This window comes from Achromobacter sp., assembly GCF_057314935.1.
In genome coordinates, this window is sequence record NZ_DBHKZA010000013.1 from 1 (window position 1) to 17,130 (window position 17,130).

A 17,130-nucleotide genomic window follows, 5' to 3' on the forward strand; every position below is an offset into this window, starting at 1 on the left:
GTCCCGGTATCAATCCCCGCGGCCTTCGCCTGCTCCAGGAAGTACTTTCCCCGTGCCTGCAAGGTCGCCACGCGATCCGGCAGTTCCTTCATCCGGCGCAGCGCCGCCAACGATGCGGCGGCGACGCTCGGCGGCATCCCGACGCTATACAGAAACCCCGGCGCCAGGAACTTCAAATGCTCCACCAGCGCCGTCTCTCCCGCGATATATCCCCCGCAACCCGCCAGCGTCTTGCTCAGCGTGCCCATCCAGATATCCACGTCCTTGCCATCCACGCCGAAGTGTTCGCGGATGCCATAGCCGCGCGCACCCATGACGCCCAGGGAATGCGCTTCGTCGATCATCAGGAACGCACGATGGCGTTGCTTGATTTCAATGAAACGCGGCAGGTCGGGATAATCGCCGTCCATGCTGTAAATGCCTTCCAGGACGATCAGCACGCGTTCGAACTGGTGGCGCTGTTCGTTCAGGATGGTGTCCAGCGCTTCCCAGTCGTTATGGGGGAAGGGCAGGCGGCGGGCGCCGGACAACTGGATGCCTTGCAGGACGCTGTTGTGGATCAGTTCGTCATGCAGGACCAGGTCGCGGGGACCGAACAGGTAGCCGATGGTCGAGACGTTGGTGGCGTGGCCGCTGACGAAAGTGATCGCGTCGTCCACGCCGTACAGCGCGGCGATTTCCACCTCCAGCTCTCGGTGCACGGGACGTTCACCCGAGACCAGGCGGCTGGCGGATACCGACGTGCCGTAGCGGTCGATCGCGGCCTTGGCAGCCGCAGTGACCGCTGGGTCGCCCGACATGTTCAGGTAGTTGTAGCTGGCGTAATTGATGAACTCGCGGCCACCGATCTGCGTGTCCGCGCCAGCGGTGCCTTCGTGCAGCTTGAAGAAAGGGTTCTTCACGCCGAGCCGCTTGGCGCCATCGTTGATGATGCGCAATTGCTGATAGCCGGGATGCAGGTGGAACCGGTAGTGTTCCTCGGGGACCTCGGCTTTCTTTTCGGCGGGACGCGCGGGCGCCAGGCCGCCGGGTGAGGCGGCCTGGCGCAGCTTGCGCTCCAAGGCTTGCTGGATCAGCTTGTCTTTGATGCCGGCCGCAAGGCCCGGCAACTTCTTCATGGTGCTCAATTAATTCCGACCTACTGGATCATGCGTTGCATGGGAAGGCTGCCGTTCATCTTGATCTCTTCAACGAAATCCGACACGGAGCTGGACCCGACTTCTGCGGCGTGGCTTGCGACGACCTGTTGAACGGTCGCGGTAACGGCATCGCCTTGCTCATCGTGTTCGTCACGCAACAACAACACCAGCCGTTCGGCCAGCTTGGCAGGGGTGGGGCTTTCGCTAAGCGCCATCACCGGCAGGCGGATGCCGAAGCGGTTCTCCAGCGCCACCACCAATTCAACACCCATCAGCGAGTCCAGGCCCATGTCATAGACCGAGCGGGTCGCTTCAATCTTGTCGGGAGACACGCGCAGGATTTCGCCGATCTCGGCCTTGAGCATTTCGGTGAAGCGTTCATGCAGCGCGGCATCGTCCAGCGTGGCGATCAGGTGCGCAATGTCGTTCGCGCCACCGTCGTCATCGCCGGTGTCGCCAGCCTGGCGAGCGATTTCCGAGAACTTGGGAAGATTCGCGGAGGGCAGGAAGCGGCTGAGTGCGCGCCAATCCAGTTCCAGGACACCGAGTCCTGAAACATCGGCGACCAGCATGTCTTCCAGTGCGTCCAGGGCGACTTGCGAGGCCAGTGCGCCACCACCCATGCGGCCTTGCAGCGCGTCCTTGATTTTTTGGTTGCGGGCCAGGAAACCAACGTCGTCGATGGCGCCCCAGCGCACGCACGTGGCGGGCAGGCCTTCCGCGCGGCGTTGCGCGGCCAGGCGCTCGAGCCAGGCATTGGCGGCCACGTAGTTGCTTTGGCCGGGGTTGCCGAACAAGGTCGTGGCCGACGAATAGAAAATGAAGAGATCCAGCGGCAGGGCGCGGGTCAGCTCGTGCAGGTGCTGGGCGCCCAGCACCTTGGCGGCAAGCGTCCGTTCGATCTGCTCGGGGGTGGCGCTGCGCGCCAGGCCGTCGTCGATGACGACTGCAGCATGGACGATGCCCTTCAGGGGCGGCATCGTGCCCGCGGTTTCGGCAAGCAGACGGGCCAACGCGGCGCGGTCCGTTACGTCGCAGGCAGCCGCGTGGACGCGCACGCCTTGCGCTTCGAAGGCCGATAGCGCGGCTTGCGCAGCGTCGCTTGAGGGGCCGCTACGGCTGATCAGGATCAGGTTGCGGGCGCCCTTGTCGGCCAGCCACTGGGCCGTGCGCAGACCGAATCCGCCCAATCCACCGGTGACCAGGTAGGTCGCGTCGGCGGGCAGCGTCAGGCCGGGTGCCGTGTGGGCAGCCGGCGCATGCACGCCGCTGATGCCGTTGCGGTACGTGACGACGATCTTGCCGATCTGGCGAGCCTGCTGCATGTAGCGGAAGGCGTCGACGATGTCGTTCGCGTCGAAGACGGAATAGGGCAGCGGGTGAAGCGCGCCTTGGCGGAACAGCGCCATCATCTGGCCGAACAGGCGTTGGGTCAGGTCCGGGCGCTCGTTCATCAATTGATCGGCGTCGATGCCGAAGTAGCTGATGTTGTTGCGGAACGGACGCAGGCCGATGCGGGTGTTTTCGTAGAAGTCGCGCTTGCCCAATTCGAGGAAGCGGCCGAACGGCTTGAGCACGCGCAGATTGCGGTTGATGGCTTCGCCGGCCAGCGAGTTCAGCACGACGTCGACGCCGCGGCCGCCGGTGTCTGCCAGGATGTCGTCGGCGTAGGACAACGAGCGCGAATCATAGATATGGCGCACGCCCAGCAGGCGCAGCAAGTCGCGCTTTTCGTCGGAACCGGCCGTGGCATAGATGTCCGCGCCCAGCCATTGCGCGAACTGGATGGCGGCGATGCCGACGCCGCCGGCGGCGCCGTGGATCAGGATCTTCTCGCCTTCCTCCAGGCGCGCCAGATGGTGCAGCGCGTAGTAGACCGTGAAGAAGGTGCTGGGGATGGTTGCGGCGGCTTCGAACGAGAAACCGTCGGGGATGTGCGAAATGGCGCTGGGCTTGGTCAGTACGCGGTTGCCGAAGCTGGCAGGTCCGAAGCCCACGACGGCATCGCCTACGGCGTAGCCATCCACGTCCGACCCGACCCGGATCACCGTGCCCGAGAATTCCAGGCCTAGCGTCGGGCCGGCAAAGCCGTTCTCGATCGCCTCGTCGGACAGCAGGCCAAGCGCGTACATGACGTCGCGGAAGTTCAGGCCGGTGGCTTCAATGCGGACTTCCAGCTCGTCGTCGGCCGGCGTGGGGGCCGGGCACGACTCCCAACGCAGGTTGCGCAGTTGGCCGGGGAATTCGAACCCCAGGCGCACCGCTTGCGACGTGCTGATGTCAGCCGAAGTCGGCGCTGGGCGAGGGGCGTGGCGCAAGCGCGGCGCATAGCGCGCGCCGTTTTCGTCGAGGATGATTTCGTCTTCGCCATCCACGCAGGTCAATTCACGGACCAGCGCGTCGGCCAGCGCGCCGGCGTGAGCCAGCGGCAAGTCAACCATGCGGATGCGGAAATTGGAGGCCTCATTGGCAAGCGTGCGGCCGTAACCCCACAGGGCGGCGTCGTTCAGCGCGTGCATCCCTGCAGGCGCCTGAGGCGCCGGACGCAGGTACTGCACCGCGTCGGCGGTGACCAGCCAGAAGGTCGCGGCCGTCTGCGTCCGTTCGCAGGCCTGGATGACCGCGGCTGCAGCTGCGCAGCGCCGGGTTTGCAAGGCGAGCAGTTCCTCAGGCGTCTGGTGTGCATCCGCCCACGCCAAGCCGTCCAGATGGACGACGTGGTTGACGGGGCCGGTGGCGCCGTTGCGCAGCAAGCCGTCCAGTTCTTCCGGACCGGTCTGGATTGCCAGGCGAGCGTGGTGGCCAGCGGCTTTCAGCTTGGCTTCCAGCGATTGCGCCAATCCTGCGCCGTGCTCGGGATTACGATCGGCCAGGATCAGCCAGTTCGCCGGGGTGCTGGCGGCGTCCGCATCGGGCATGGCGTCCGTGTCTTGCACGCCGTCCAGTCGGGCGGTCAGCAGATAGGCGCCGCTGGCGAACGATTCGGAAAATTCAAGCGGACTGTCGCACAGGAATCCCAGCGACTGGAGCTCATCCTGCCAGAAGCCGACGGGTTGTTGGGTGGACAGCTGTTCGCCGCCTTCGCTGGTTTGCCACCATTTCTGGCGACCACCAAAAACGAAGTCGCCCCAGGCGGCGGGGTGCGCACCGCAGACCAGCAAGACGCCGTCCGCCCTCAGGCTGGCTCGCGCATGGCGCAAGGCCGCGCGGGCCGCTTCCAGGGTGTCGAATTCGCAGTGGAAGATCGCCAGGTCGCATAAGGCCGTCGGCGCCACACCGCCTTCGCCGATGAGTTCGGTGCGGGCGTTCGGATAACGTTCGGCCTGTTGATGAATGACGTGGTCCAGCACATCCGGATCGCTCGACGCGTAACAGTAGTCCGCCACGTTGAAGTCCAGCGCGTCGCAGCAGCTGAATGCGAACAGCGGCGCGGCTTGGCCCACTTCCATGATCGCCAGGCGTTGCCCGGGGAGGCGAATGGCTTGTGCTTGTGCCAGCACCGCCCGCAAGGCGGTGCCCAGGCGTTGGCCGCTGGCGGCGCCCAGGGCGCTGCGGCCGATGGAGGCCGGCGTGCTCGCGCGCGGGCAGACCGCGTCCAGCGTCGCTTCGCCGCGCAGCAAGGCGGGCAGGTGCAGGCCGACGCGGCCCACCGCGTGGACGATCTGGGCGTAGTCCGGATACTCGCGCAGCAGCGTGTTCCAGATGTCCGTAGTGCCGCTGTCGTTGTCGTCCGGAGCGGGAACATGGACGCCCGCTGGGGTGGCTTCGGCGTAGCCCGCAGCCGTCACGCGTGCGATGGTGTGTTGCAGCAGCAGCGCGGAGTCGGGCGCATAGCGGCACAGTTCGAGGATCAGGGCGTGCGGTACGAGCCGGCCGTCCGGCGCAAGCTGGCGCAGGGCGTCCACCGAAAAGCCGTCGCAAAGGCTTTCCAGCAGCGGATCGACCTCCGCGGCATAGCGCGCGTGGGCGCCATCTGCGACGCAATCCGCGACGGCTTCCGCCAAGGCGGCGCGCAACGCGGCGAGGTCCAGGGCTGAGGGGCCAAACGGCGTGTGCGGACGCGGCGTCGCGGCGACATCCAGGAAATTGAGGTGGTCCGCGGCTGGTTTGCGCAGTCGGATGCTGCGGAACCGCGCCTGTTCGACGGCGGCGATCTGCTCGCCGGCGGCGTTGTAGAGTTCGAAACTGGCGGTCAGCGAGTGCGGCGCGCGGCGTTCCAGCCGCACGCGCGCGGCGGCGGGCTGGCCAGCATGCGCCCGCAGGCTCAAGCGTCCGATCTTGGCGGGCACGAAAGCGATACCCTGACCCATGGCTGGGTCATTGCGCAGCAGTTGGATGATCAGCTGGAAGGCGCAATCCAGCAGGGCGGGATGCAGATGCGTGGCGCCAAGTTCGCTTTCAATGCACGGGTCGGCTTTCAAGACGGCCAAGACGCTCGTGTCCGATTCCATCCAACCGTGCGACACCGCTTGGAATGCGGGCCCGTAGTCCAGGCCCACCGCACGCGTCAGGGCGTTGTGGGTGTCGCCGGTGAAGTCGGGGGCACGGTCCGGCAGGGACAGGTTGGCTTGAGTCAAGCGCACCGGACGGGCTTCGCGCAGCAGACGGCCGCTGGCGTGTGTGACCCACGGCTCGGTGCTGTTGCTATCGCGGGCGGTGATGCGGAACCGGCCGTCGGCGTCATCCAGCAGCAGGCGCGTCAGCTTGCTGGGCGCCGCGTTCAGCAGCAACGGGGCGTGGATTTCCAGCTCTTCCAGCTCGGCGCAATCGCCATCCTGCCATTGCAGCGCCGCGGCCAGGGCGATCTCGGCGAAGCCTGTGCCGGGAAAAACTACTGCGTCGCCGACGACGTGATCGGCCAGCGAGGGGTGGGACTGGGTGTCCAGCTGGTTTTGCCAGGTGTTTTCATGCTGCTGCAGGGCATAACCCAGCAGCGGGTGAACATGGCGGCGCGACAGCAGGCCAAGCGATTCAGGCGTGGTGGGATGCCAATGGCGTTCGCGCTGCCAGGGATACGTCGGCAGGTCGACCGCCGTTCCTTCCCAGGGGAAGAGCGATTGCAGGTCGAGGTGGCCGCCGCTGGCAATGACTTGTCCAGCCGCGGTCCAGATCTTTTCGGGATCGTCTCCGCCGCGCGTGGCGGTGCTGAGCACACGGCCGTGCATGTCTGCGGTCTTGAGCGTGTCGTTCAAGTACGAACGCAGCAACGGGTGCGGGCCGATCTCGACAAAAATGTTGTTGCCTTCGGCCGCCAGCCGGTTGGCGGCTTGTTCGAAGCGCACCGGTTCGCGCACGTTGCGCCACCAGTAGTCGGCGGTCAGCGCAGTGCCGTCCAACGGCGCGCCGGTGACGGTGGAATAGAAGGGGACGTGGGTCGTACCCGGCTGAATGCCGGCCAGCGCTTCGCGGATGCCCGATTCGATGGGATCCATTGCGGGGCTGTGGAAGGCATAGTCCAGATCCAGGCGCCGGAAGAAAAGCGCTTGTTCGGCCAGTGCCGCCTCAAGCACGCTCAGGGCGTCGGGCGAGCCCGCCACGGTCGCGCCGCGGCTACTGTTGAAGCCGGCTACGCAAACGCGGTCGCCCAGATGGTGTTCGGCGATCAGCGCCAGCGCTTCTTCTCCGCTGATGCCGACAGCCGTCATGCGCCCCTGACCCTTGGTTTCGCCTTGCAGGCGGCTGCGCTGGAAGATGACGCAGACGGCGTCCGGCAGACTCAGGGCGCCGCAGGCCCAGGCGGCGGCCACTTCGCCGACGCTGTGCCCGATCACGGCTGTGGGCACGACGCCGCGTTGCGCCAGCATGCGCGTGATGCCGACTTGCAGCGCGAACAGCGCGGGCTGGCCGATTTCGGTGCGTTCGTAGCGGTCGTCGCCGTTTTCGCCGGCCAATTCCTTGTGCAACGAGAAGTCGGCGTACTGCGAGAACAGGGCGTCGACTTCGTCGATGGCGGTGGCGAAAACCGGGTCTGCCAAGAGGCGGCGGCCCATATTGGCCCATTGCGAGCCATTGCCCGAATAGACCATGACGGGCCCGCAAGCGTGGTTCAGCGCCGTGCCGACGGTCACGTCCGGTTTGGATTCGGCTTCGTCGGCGAACTGCTGGAGCTGGTCGGCGATGGTATTGCAATGGGTGCCGAAGACGACGGCGCGTTCCGTGTGCCAGTCGCGCCGCATCGCGGCATGATAGGCGGCGTTGTACAGAAATTTGGCGGGTTGCCCGCGCAGGACTTCCGCCATCTGGCGTGCCGCGGCTTTCAGGGCCTGGGGCGTCTTGCCCGACACCAGCACCGGGATCGGCGCGGTCTTGGCCATCTTGCCTTCGGCGGCGGGGCTGCGCGGCGGGGCGCTCTCCAGGATCACGTGGGCATTGGCCCCGCCGAAACCGAACGAGTTCACACCCACGACGAGCTTGCCCGTCTGGCGCAATTTGCGGTTCTGGGTGACGACGTCCAGGTTCCAGTTCTGGAATTCGATCTTGGGATTGAGCGTCTTGATGCCGATGGTGGCCGGCACCACCCGATGGCGCAGCACATACATCGCCTTGACCAGGCCCGCCACGCCGGACGCGGCTTCCAGGTGGCCCAGATTGCTCTTGACCGATCCGATGGGCAACGGCGCGTCTTTGCCGCGCTGCTGCGCCAGGGCGGCGCCGATGGCGCGCGTTTCGATGGGGTCGCCGACGGCGGTGCCCGTGCCGTGCGCTTCCAGGTAATCGATATCGGCGGGCGAAATGCCTGCCTGTTCATAGGCCTGGCGCATCAGCGTGGCTTGCGCGTCGGCGCTGGGCACCGTCAGGCCCGACTTGCGGCCGTCGGTGTTGACGGCCGATCCGGCCACGACGGCCAGGATGTTGTCGCCGTCGGCAACGGCCTGGTCATAATCCTTCAGCAGGAAAATGCCGCCGCCTTCCGAGCGGACGTAGCCGTCGCCCGCGGCGTCAAAGACATTGCAGCGGCCGCGCGGCGACAGCATCGATGCCTTGGAGAATGTAATGAAACCGTAAGGGTGCAGATGCAGACTCACGCCTCCTGCGAGGGCTTGGCTGCACTCGCCGGAGATGATGCTGCGGCAAGCCTGGTGGAATGCGACCAGCGATGACGAGCACGCGGTATCCATAGCGATGCTCGGCCCGCGCAAGTCGAAAAAGTACGACAGGCGGTTCGCGGCGATGCTGGCGGTATTGCCCGTCGCCATCGATGCGTCGACGGCGTTCAGGTCTTCGGCCAGGCGATAGGCATAGTCGGAACTGGCGATACCTATATATACGCCGCAATCGGTGCCGCGCAGGGCAGAGGGGCGCACGCCCGCTTGCTCCATGGCCTCCCAGCTCATTTCCAGCAGCAGGCGTTGCTGGGGGTCCATGAGGGCGGCTTCGCGCGGGGAAATGCCGAAGAAGCCGGCGTCGAAACCGGCGATGTCGCCGATGGAGCCGGCGGCGAAGGTATACGCCGTGCCAGGGTGGTCCTTGGCCGGGTGCAGGTAAGTGTCGGCGGACCAGCGGTCTTCGGCAACGCGGGACACAAGGTCGCGGCCTTCCAGCAGCGCTGGCCAGTAGCCGTCTACAGTGGTGCTGGGGAATCGGAACGATAGTCCGATGACGGCAACGCGCTTAGCCATGCAGTGTCCTTCTAGCCCCGTCGAGTCGCGACGTGGTGTATGAGAATGCGGTCAAACCGCAGGGGGGGGAATAGGGCCTGTAACGGCCTTGTGCCGGTATCTCCGGACGCCTCGAGATCAGATCAGCGCGAATCCGCGCCCGACGATCAAGTGCGGCCGATACGGCCCGATGTGGTGGTTCTCCCTGTCGCTGCCATCGCCGGGATGGCCCCCTTGACCTGTACGCTGCATTGGCGCTGCTGCCGGCGCGCCCTGTAAATTTTTGTTAAGCCCATTACTTGATTGTTCTGTTATCCGGTGCACCGACGCGTTCTCGGCCTCATCCGTGGATGAAGGGGCGCCTTTGGGGTACGTTTGCCGAAACAAATTGATTTAAAACTTGCCGATTTTACCGTATGCCCGATCGTTAGCCGAATTGACGCGCAAGGGCGTAACCACCCTTAGCCCGCGAAACACCGGCCTCCGTGCTTTCATTTTGCTGTCTTCAGCATCTGGGGCCGTAGGATATCAACCAGATGTAACTAAGGTTGGGCAATATTAATCAAAACAATTCAAGCACGACGAAAATCGCGGCCTTTCCTGTTGTGCCCTGCAAAACTTGCAAGAATCAGATAATAAGCACCCAAAAATCTGACTAAACCCAGTCTGAATGCCCGCCGGATGTGGCGAAAAAAAAGCGCACCGGATGGTGCGCGGGATTGTGCGGCAAGCTTATCGGGGGATCAGGACACGCCGCAGGCCGGCACGGGCGGAATCCGCTTGGCCGGGGTGGGGATGCGCCACGACGCGCGACGGCGCAATGCGCCGAATATCTTCAGCCCTTGCGGCCAGTCGGCCAAGCCGCTTTCGGCGTTGATGTGGCCGGCGCCGGGAAGCACGACGACGCGGCTGCCCCAGTCCTGCGCGAAGGCCCGCGCACGCTCAAGGCGGCAGTAAGGATCGTTGTCGCTGGCGATGACCACGCTTTGGAACGGCAAAGGTTGGCGCGGAATCGGGGCGAAGCCGCGCAAGCAATCGGGCGCATCGGGGCGTTCCACATCGGCAGGCGCGACAAGCAGTGCCCCGGCGACCTTGGCCCGCAGGGGGACGGGCAGGGCCGCGCTGATCAGGCAGCCCAGGCTGTGGGCGATCAGCAGCACCGGGCTGCGGGCCTGGTCGACTTCGGCGGCCAGCGTGGAAATCCATTCAGGCGCGGCCGGGTTTTCCCAGTCGCGCTGCTGGATACGCACGGCGTGGGGCAGCAGGGTCGCCCAGCGTGATTGCCAGTGGTCCGGTCCGGAGTTTTTCCATCCGGGGACGATGATCGGTTGGAGTCTCATGGCGGCCATGATGCCGCGCCCCCCTAGTAACTCAAACGAATAAATCGTCTATTGCATATATGGTGCGGGGTATAAAGCGGCGCCTGCGCGGGATGCGGCACCCAGGTGCCCGCGGCGCACCGGAAGTCGGGCCGGATGGGCTCCAAAAGCGGGGTTTTTTCAGTGTATGCTTGCCGTGCACATGCACAGTAACGGGGCGTGACCACATCGGTATCCGGCGTCCGCCCGGTTCAAAAACCAACGATTACAAGCGATTAGAGGAGTCCACTCATGAAGCCAGTATTTCGTCTGACCCCGGTCATCGCGGCGCTGGGAGTCGCCGCTGGCCTGACGTTTGCGGCGGGAGCGCAAGCGCAAACGATCAAGATCGGCGTTGTCGGCCCCACCACCGGCGCCGTCACCCAGTATGGCGACATGGTCCGTGAAGGCGTCGACACCGCTGTCGAACGCATCAACGCCGCTGGCGGCGTGAACGGCAAGAAGCTCGAAACCGTGGTCATCGACGACGGCTGCGAACCCAAGCAGGGTCCGGTTGCCGCCAACCGCGTCGTCAACAGCAAGATCGGATTCGTGGTGGGCCACGTCTGCTCGGGCGCCACCATCGCCGCCGCGGACATCTACAACAATGAAGGCGTCGTCATGGTGACGCCGTCGGCCACGGCCCCCGCGCTGACGGACGGCAAGAACTACGAGTTCATCTTCCGCACGATCGGCCGCGACGACCAGCAAGGCCCCGCCGCCGCCAAGTTCGTGCTCGAGAAGATCAAGCCGAAGAAGGCGGCCGTGCTGCACGACAAGCAGTCGTATGGCCAGGGCATCGCCACGGCCGTCAAGAACGATCTGGAAAAGGGCGGCGTGCCGGTCGCGGTGTTCGAAGGCATCAATGCCGGCGACAGCGATTATTCGGCCGTGATCACCAAGCTGAAGAGCCAAGGCGTCGATTTCGTCTACTACGGCGGCTACCACCCCGAAATGGGCTTGCTGCTGCGCCAGGCCGCCGAGCAAGGCGTGAAGGCCAAGTGGATGGGTCCGGAAGGCGCGGGTAACCCCGACATCAACGCCATCGCCGGCGACGCCGTCGAAGGCATGTTGGTGACGCTGCCCGCCGATTTCACCCAGAACGCCGCCAACGCCGACGTCGTCAAGGCGTTCGAAGCCAAGAAGCGCAACGCCGGTGGCGCCTTCCAGATGACGGCCTACACGGCCACCCAGGTCATCGCGGACGGCATCAAGGGCGCGGGCTCGGACGACCCGACCAAGGTCGCCAAGTATCTGCACGCCAATTCCTTCGATACGCCGATCGGCAAGGTGTCGTGGAACAAGCAAGGCGACCTGACGAACTTCTCGTTCGACGTGTTCACCTGGCACAAGGATGGTTCCAAGACCGTCTATAAGTGATGCACGAGCGGGCCTGGGGTCGTCGGCCCTATCGCCCGCGGCATCGGATGCGGACCCGCAAGCGTCCGCATGACCACCGGGCCGGAAGCCACAGACTTCCGGCCCGGTTTTTGCATTTGAGCGCCACCCGCCGGGAACCGGACCGCCACCGCGGTGTCGAACGGCCGGACCACCGCCCGCGAACACGCGGCGGCCCCCTAGACCTACTCTTGTCCGCACATTATGACCAAGGCCCTACTAGTTGAAGACGATCCCAAGCTGTCGCGCCTGATCGCGCAGTTCCTGGAGCAACACGGGTTCAACGTCGCCCAGGCCTACCGCGGCGACCACGCGGTGGAAGCGTTCCGCCGCCATGATCCGGCGATCACCATCCTGGACCTGATGCTGCCGGGCCGGGATGGCCTGCAGGTGTGCCGCGACCTGCGTGCGTTCTCGTCCGCACCCATTCTGATGCTGACCGCGCGCGAGGACGATCTGGATCAGATCCTGGGACTGGAGTCCGGCGCCGACGATTACGTCATCAAGCCCGTCGAGCCCCGCGTGCTGCTGGCGCGGATCCGCGCGCTGATGCGCCGCCACAACCAGCTGGACGAGCCGCCGGAGCATCTGGAGTTCGGGCCGCTGACCATCGACCGGCGCACGCGCGCCGTCGTCCACGCCGGCGTCGAAGTCGATTTGACGACGATGGAATTTGAAATGCTCTGGGCGCTGGCCAGCCAGGCCGGCCAGGTGCTGACGCGCGACGACCTGTTGAATGCCGTGCGCGGCATTGAATTCAACGGGCTGGACCGCAGCGTGGACGTCTGCGTCAGCAAGCTGCGCCGCAAGCTGGACGACGATCCGCGCGATCCCGCGCGCATCAAGACCGTGTGGGGCAAGGGCTATCTGTTCTCGCCCAAGGCGCACGAGGGCGGCGATGCTTAAGTTCGTCCTGCGGCTCTTCGTGGTGATGGCGATCGGTTTCGTCATCTCCAATGAAGTGGTGGATCGGACCGCGAATTACTTCTTCGAGCCGGTCAATGCGGCGTATGCGCGCGAAGCCGTTCGGGGGCAACTCCACAGCCTGACCCAGGAAGTGGGGCGGGTCGAGCCCGGGGCGCGCGCCGATTATGTGCGCGACGCGCTGGCCCCGCATTACGGCTTGGGGTTGAAAGTGCTGGATCCCGCCGACTACGAGGCCGCCGCCTATCAACTGACGGACGAAGAGCGCAAGACCATCGCGGAAGGCGGGTTTTTCCTGCGCGACAAGCTGATGACGTTCGTGACCGCCATTCCGGGACCGGGGGCGCAATGGATTGAAGTGAAGCTGCCTCCGGAGCCGCCGATCGGCCCCTGGGTGATCGCCAGCATCTACTCCGCGCTGGGGCTTTTGCTGTGCGCGTTCATGCTGGTGTGGGCGCTGCCGATCTGGCGCGACCTGGAAGCGCTGACGACCGCCGCGCAGCGCATGGGGCAGGGCGACTTGCAGGCAAGGGCGCGGTTGTCGCGCCATTCCAGCATCCGTAACCTGGGCGACACCTTCAACCAGATGTCCGACCGCATCGGCGCGCTGATCAGCAACCAGCGCGACCTGACCAATGCCGTGTCGCACGAACTGCGCACACCGATCGCCCGCTTGTCCTTTGAGTTGGACATGATCGATCGCGAACCTGACCCCGAAGCGCGCAAGCGGCTGGTCGAAGAAATGAAAAGCGACGTGGCGGAACTGGACAGCATGGCGTCCGAACTGCTGATGTACGCCCGCCTGGAACACAAGAGCGATGACGTCGCGCTGCGGACGCAGGACGCCCGCGGCTGGCTGGATTCCGTCGTCCAGCACGCGGCGTACGAGGCCGGCGTCTCGGGCGTGCATTGCGTCGTGTCGCAGTGCGACGTGGCCGAAGTGCGGCTGCACCAGCGCTACATGACGCGCGCGCTGCTGAATCTGCTGCAGAACGCCATCCGCCATGCGGGAGGTCGCGTCCAGGTCGGGCTGACCAGTCCGGCGCCGCAAGAATATGTGCTGACGGTGGACGACGATGGTCCGGGCGTGCCGCCTGCGGACCGCGAACGCATCTTCGAGCCTTTCATCCGCCTGGATGAAAGCCGCGACCGCGGCACGGGCGGCACCGGGCTGGGGCTGGCCATCGTGAGCCGGGTCGCGCGGTGGCATAACGGCACGGCGCTGGCCACCGACAGCCCCTTGGGGGGCGCGCGTTTCGTGGTCAGTTGGAAGGCCGTCTGACGCGGCGTTGGCGCCAAGCGTAAAGAAACTTCACAAAGCGCGCTTCCAATCTTCACAAACTCCATACAAAGCGGGAAAGATCGGGCGCTGGTACGTCGATAGCATGGCGGCATTCTCCTGTCAGAGGGTTTGCCGCGAACCATGTTTTCCCTTAGCCGCCTCGTCGCCATCGGGTCGTTGCTGGCCGCTGCCGGCGGCTGCCAGCATCTGCCGCCGGCGGCGCCGCCCACCGTCGCAAAAGGCGACTACGCAGCGGTCCTGGGGTATCTGGAAGAACGCATCCCTTACGACATGGGCAGGCACAACGTGCCAGGCCTGTCGATCGCCATCGTGGACGACCAGCGCGTCGTCTGGAGCACGGGCTTCGGCTATGCGGACCCCGTGCGGCATCGCACCGCGACCAGCGATACGCTGTACCGGGTAGGCGCCATCAGCAAGATCATGACGGCGGCAGGCGTCTTGCGCGCGGCCGACGACGGCCGTCTGCCGCTGGATGCGCCAGCCGGGCAGTCCTTGCCTGACTGGCATGTCGAGCCGCGCGGCAACGCCATGCAGTGGATGGGGGCCGATCCCTACACCGCGCGCAACCTGTTGACCCTGCATCCGTCCACGCTGGAAGACACGATGGGCCGCGCCCGCGCCGACATGGCCTATGCCTTGCTGGGCGACATGGTGTCGCATGTCGCCCGCGAGCCGCTGGACGACTATGTGCGGCGCACGATCCTGCAGCCGCTGAACATGCCGCGCGCCGGGTACCGGGCGGATCCCCGGATGCTCGAGTTGCGGGCGGCAGGATATCGGCGTGGCGTTCCCTGGATCGAAGGCCCGCAGCCCAACGAGGCGGCCGACGGCCTGTGGATGAGCACCTCGGAAATGGCGCGATTCTCCAGCATGTTGTTCGCCGGTGGCATGTATCGGGGCGCGCGGGTGCTGAAGGACGAATCCGCCGCAGCCATCCTGAACCTGGAAACGGTGTCCGGCGCCAGCCTGGACCTGAGTTGCCGGCTGGCGCTGTCCTGGCTGGCCGCGCCCTGCGGCGAGGATATCGTCGGCCAGGCGCCGCTGCACGAGCACAGCGGCGCCACAGAAGCCTTTCACGCCCGTTATCTGCTGGCCCCGCAAGAAAAGCTTGCCGTGCTGGTCATGAGCAATGCCGATACGGGCGAGCCTCTGGTGGCGTCGGTATCGACGCTGGCCATGCACCTGATGCGGCAGGCCAAGCAAGGCGCGGACGCCGACTAGGGCCTGAGAACACCCAATAATTTGCGCCCCGCAGGCGCGCGGAGCCTGCACCGTTCATCAACCTCGTTTCCTGGATGCATTATGAAGCGATTTTCCCCTTTTTCGTTCTTCCCGCGCTCTGCCGCCGCGATGGCTTTGCTTGCCGCGCTCCCTGCGCTTTCCGCCGTTGCCGCCGAGGTATCGGTCTCGGATGCCAGTTCGGTTTATGGGCAGCGGGGGGCAAGTTCCCGGGGTTTGACGGTGGCGACCGGTGACGAGCGCCCGGAAGGCCAATGGACGTTCTACGGTACGGCGGGCGTGGGTTACGCGCCGCGGTACAGCGGCAGCGACGAGAGTTCCGTCGTGCCGATCGTCGGTTTCGGCGTGCGTAGCCCCAATGGTTTCTTCCTGGGTACGGACCACGGCCTGGGCTGGGAGACGCAGGCGTTGGACAGCACTTTCCGCTTCTATGTGTCGCCCAGCGCTTCGCGCAAGGACCACAAGAAGGGCTTCCAGGGTTCGGACAAGCTGCGCGGCATGGGCGACATCAAGAGCCGCGCGCAGATCGGCATGGACGCCGAGACCGCGTTGGGGCCTGTCGTGCTGTCGGCGACCGTGGCGCACGCGTTCAAGAAGGGCGACGACCGTGATGTGGGCAGCGCCTATACGATGTTGAACCTGGGCGCGAGCACGACGGTGTATGAAGGCTCGGCCGGCGTGGTCTCGCTGGCGTTGAGCGGGACGTTGGGCGACGGCAACTACATGCGCACCTGGTACGGCGTCAGCGACCGGCAATCGGCGAAATCGGGCTATCGCGGCTACAACCCAAAAGGTGGCCTGGAAAGCATGGGCCTGGGCGCAACGTGGACGCTGCCGGTCAGCCAGTCCTGGTCCTGGACGGTCGCGGCCGAGGCGCGGCGGCTATTTGGCGATGCGGCAGACAGCCCGATCGTGAAAGACCGCAACCAGTACACCATCGGAACGATGGTGACCTACACGTATTGAGTCGGGGAGGGGGCTTGCCGCCGGAAGGCGGCGAGTTCGGGAAGGGACCGGGCAAGCGGCTTGGCCGCCGGTTCCTTCCCGGATGCGCAGAAAGGCTTACAGGCCTTGCACGCGGCGGCCGGTGTCGGCCTCGAACCAGTGCAGCGGATGGCGGCCGTCCGGACCCACGTTGACGCGGTCCGTCACCTTGGCGGACGACTCGGACAACTGGCGGGTGGTGCAGCGCACGACCAGCGTGGTCTTGCCGCAGCGGCAGTGGACCAGTTGTTCGGAACCCAGCGTTTCCACCATTTCGACTTCCGCCGGCACGCCTTGCGTGTTCAGCAGCATGTGTTCCGGACGCATGCCCATGATGACCTTGCGGCCCCGGACCTGGGCGGGCACCTGCAGCGGCGAGATCTCCAGCGCCATGCCGTCGGTGGTCTGCACCGTGCCGTCGCCGGACACCTGGACTTCCATCAGGTTCATCGGGGGCGAGCCGATGAAGCCGGCGACGAACGTCGATGCGGGCTTTTCGAACACTTCCATCGGGGTGCCGATCTGTTCGGGCACGCCCTGATACATGACGATCATGCGGTGGGCCAGGGTCATGGCTTCGACCTGATCGTGCGTCACGTACAGGCTGGTGGTGCCCAGGCGGCGATGCAGCTTCATGATTTCCAGACGCATTGCCACGCGCAACTTGGCGTCCAGGTTCGACAGCGGCTCGTCGAACAGGAAAACCTTGGGTTCGCGCACGATGGCACGGCCCATGGCGACGCGTTGGCGCTGGCCGCCGGACAGCGCGCGGGGGCGGCGGTCCAGCAGGTGGCCCAATTCCAGGATCTGCGCGGCGATGTCCACGCGCTTTTTGATCTCGTCCTTGGAGAACTTGCGGATCTTCAAGCCGTAGGCCATGTTCTCGAACACGGTCATGTGCGGGTAGAGCGCGTAGTTCTGGAACACCATCGCGATATCGCGTTCGGCGGGCTCCAGCGTGTTGACGACCTTGTCGTCGATCACGATGTCGCCGCTGGTGACGGATTCCAGGCCGGCGACCATGCGCATCAGCGTGGATTTGCCGCAGCCCGACGGGCCGACGATGACGATGAATTCACCGTCTTTGACATCCATGTCGATGCCATGGATGACCGGCACATTGCCGGCGTAGGTTTTCTTGACGTTACGGAAGCTGAGAGTAGCCATGTTTATTCGTGTTCGGAGTC

Annotated in this window: 9 protein-coding genes; 5 read left to right on the forward strand and 4 right to left on the reverse strand. The window is 65.3% G+C overall.

The genetic code is table 11. The features are described from left to right. From ACO6D5_RS06755 to ACO6D5_RS06765, 3 genes are all read right to left on the reverse strand, one after another. Positions 1–1,118: aminotransferase class I/II-fold pyridoxal phosphate-dependent enzyme (locus ACO6D5_RS06755; protein ID WP_485824962.1), on the reverse strand; the 1,118-nt coding region annotated here is incomplete at its 3' end. A gap of 20 nt (positions 1,119–1,138) precedes the next feature. Further along, positions 1,139–8,758 carry an SDR family NAD(P)-dependent oxidoreductase gene (locus ACO6D5_RS06760; protein WP_485824963.1) on the reverse strand — a complete coding sequence of 2,540 codons (7,620 nt, stop codon included), beginning with the start codon at positions 8,756–8,758 and terminating at the stop codon, positions 1,139–1,141. 722 nt (positions 8,759–9,480) lie between these two features. Continuing rightward, the gene (locus tag ACO6D5_RS06765) at positions 9,481–10,077 is read right to left on the reverse strand and encodes an alpha/beta hydrolase (protein WP_315846897.1); all 597 of its coding nucleotides are present in this window, start codon (positions 10,075–10,077) and stop codon (positions 9,481–9,483) included. A gap of 270 nt (positions 10,078–10,347) precedes the next feature. On the opposite strand from ACO6D5_RS06765, the gene ACO6D5_RS06770 reads away from it, so the two are divergent. The 5 genes from ACO6D5_RS06770 to ACO6D5_RS06790 all read left to right on the forward strand — a co-directional run bounded on the left by ACO6D5_RS06770 (position 10,348) and on the right by ACO6D5_RS06790 (position 15,925). Continuing rightward, complete coding sequence (locus ACO6D5_RS06770; RefSeq protein ID WP_485824964.1) at positions 10,348–11,475, forward strand: branched-chain amino acid ABC transporter substrate-binding protein; 1,128 nt, start codon at positions 10,348–10,350, stop codon at positions 11,473–11,475. A gap of 222 nt (positions 11,476–11,697) precedes the next feature. Then, entirely contained in the window at positions 11,698–12,399 is a 702-nt protein-coding gene (locus tag ACO6D5_RS06775) for a response regulator (RefSeq protein WP_315132143.1), read from the forward strand. Beyond that, a complete protein-coding gene (locus tag ACO6D5_RS06780; RefSeq protein ID WP_315846898.1) occupies positions 12,392–13,699 on the forward strand; it encodes an ATP-binding protein in 1,308 nt (435 codons plus the stop codon). Before ACO6D5_RS06775 ends, ACO6D5_RS06780 begins: the two co-directional genes overlap by 8 nt. Positions 13,700–13,840: 141 nt before the next feature. Then, complete coding sequence (locus ACO6D5_RS06785; protein ID WP_485824965.1) at positions 13,841–14,941, forward strand: serine hydrolase domain-containing protein; 1,101 nt, start codon at positions 13,841–13,843, stop codon at positions 14,939–14,941. 81 nt (positions 14,942–15,022) lie between these two features. Continuing rightward, positions 15,023–15,925, forward strand: coding sequence for a MipA/OmpV family protein (locus ACO6D5_RS06790; RefSeq protein ID WP_485824966.1), 903 nt, complete (start codon positions 15,023–15,025; stop codon positions 15,923–15,925). A gap of 96 nt (positions 15,926–16,021) precedes the next feature. Here the strand turns inward: ACO6D5_RS06790 and ACO6D5_RS06795 are convergent, their stop codons facing one another. After that, entirely contained in the window at positions 16,022–17,110 is a 1,089-nt protein-coding gene (locus ACO6D5_RS06795) for a sn-glycerol-3-phosphate ABC transporter ATP-binding protein UgpC (protein ID WP_315847139.1), read from the reverse strand. Positions 17,111–17,130: the final 20 nt, after the last annotated feature.

What these genes read in the sequence shown, in the direction of transcription:
- ACO6D5_RS06760 (WP_485824963.1), bottom strand. Translation starts at nt 8,758, where the DNA reads ATGGCTAAGCGCGTTGCCGTCATCGGACTATCGTTCCGATTCCCCAGC.
- ACO6D5_RS06765 (WP_315846897.1), bottom strand. Translation starts at nt 10,077, where the DNA reads ATGAGACTCCAACCGATCATCGTCCCCGGATGGAAAAACTCCGGACCG.
- ACO6D5_RS06770 (WP_485824964.1), top strand. Translation starts at nt 10,348, where the DNA reads ATGAAGCCAGTATTTCGTCTGACCCCGGTCATCGCGGCGCTGGGAGTC.
- ACO6D5_RS06775 (WP_315132143.1), top strand. Translation starts at nt 11,698, where the DNA reads ATGACCAAGGCCCTACTAGTTGAAGACGATCCCAAGCTGTCGCGCCTG.
- ACO6D5_RS06780 (WP_315846898.1), top strand. Translation starts at nt 12,392, where the DNA reads ATGCTTAAGTTCGTCCTGCGGCTCTTCGTGGTGATGGCGATCGGTTTC.
- ACO6D5_RS06785 (WP_485824965.1), top strand. Translation starts at nt 13,841, where the DNA reads ATGTTTTCCCTTAGCCGCCTCGTCGCCATCGGGTCGTTGCTGGCCGCT.
- ACO6D5_RS06790 (WP_485824966.1), top strand. Translation starts at nt 15,023, where the DNA reads ATGAAGCGATTTTCCCCTTTTTCGTTCTTCCCGCGCTCTGCCGCCGCG.
- ACO6D5_RS06795 (WP_315847139.1), bottom strand. Translation starts at nt 17,110, where the DNA reads ATGGCTACTCTCAGCTTCCGTAACGTCAAGAAAACCTACGCCGGCAAT.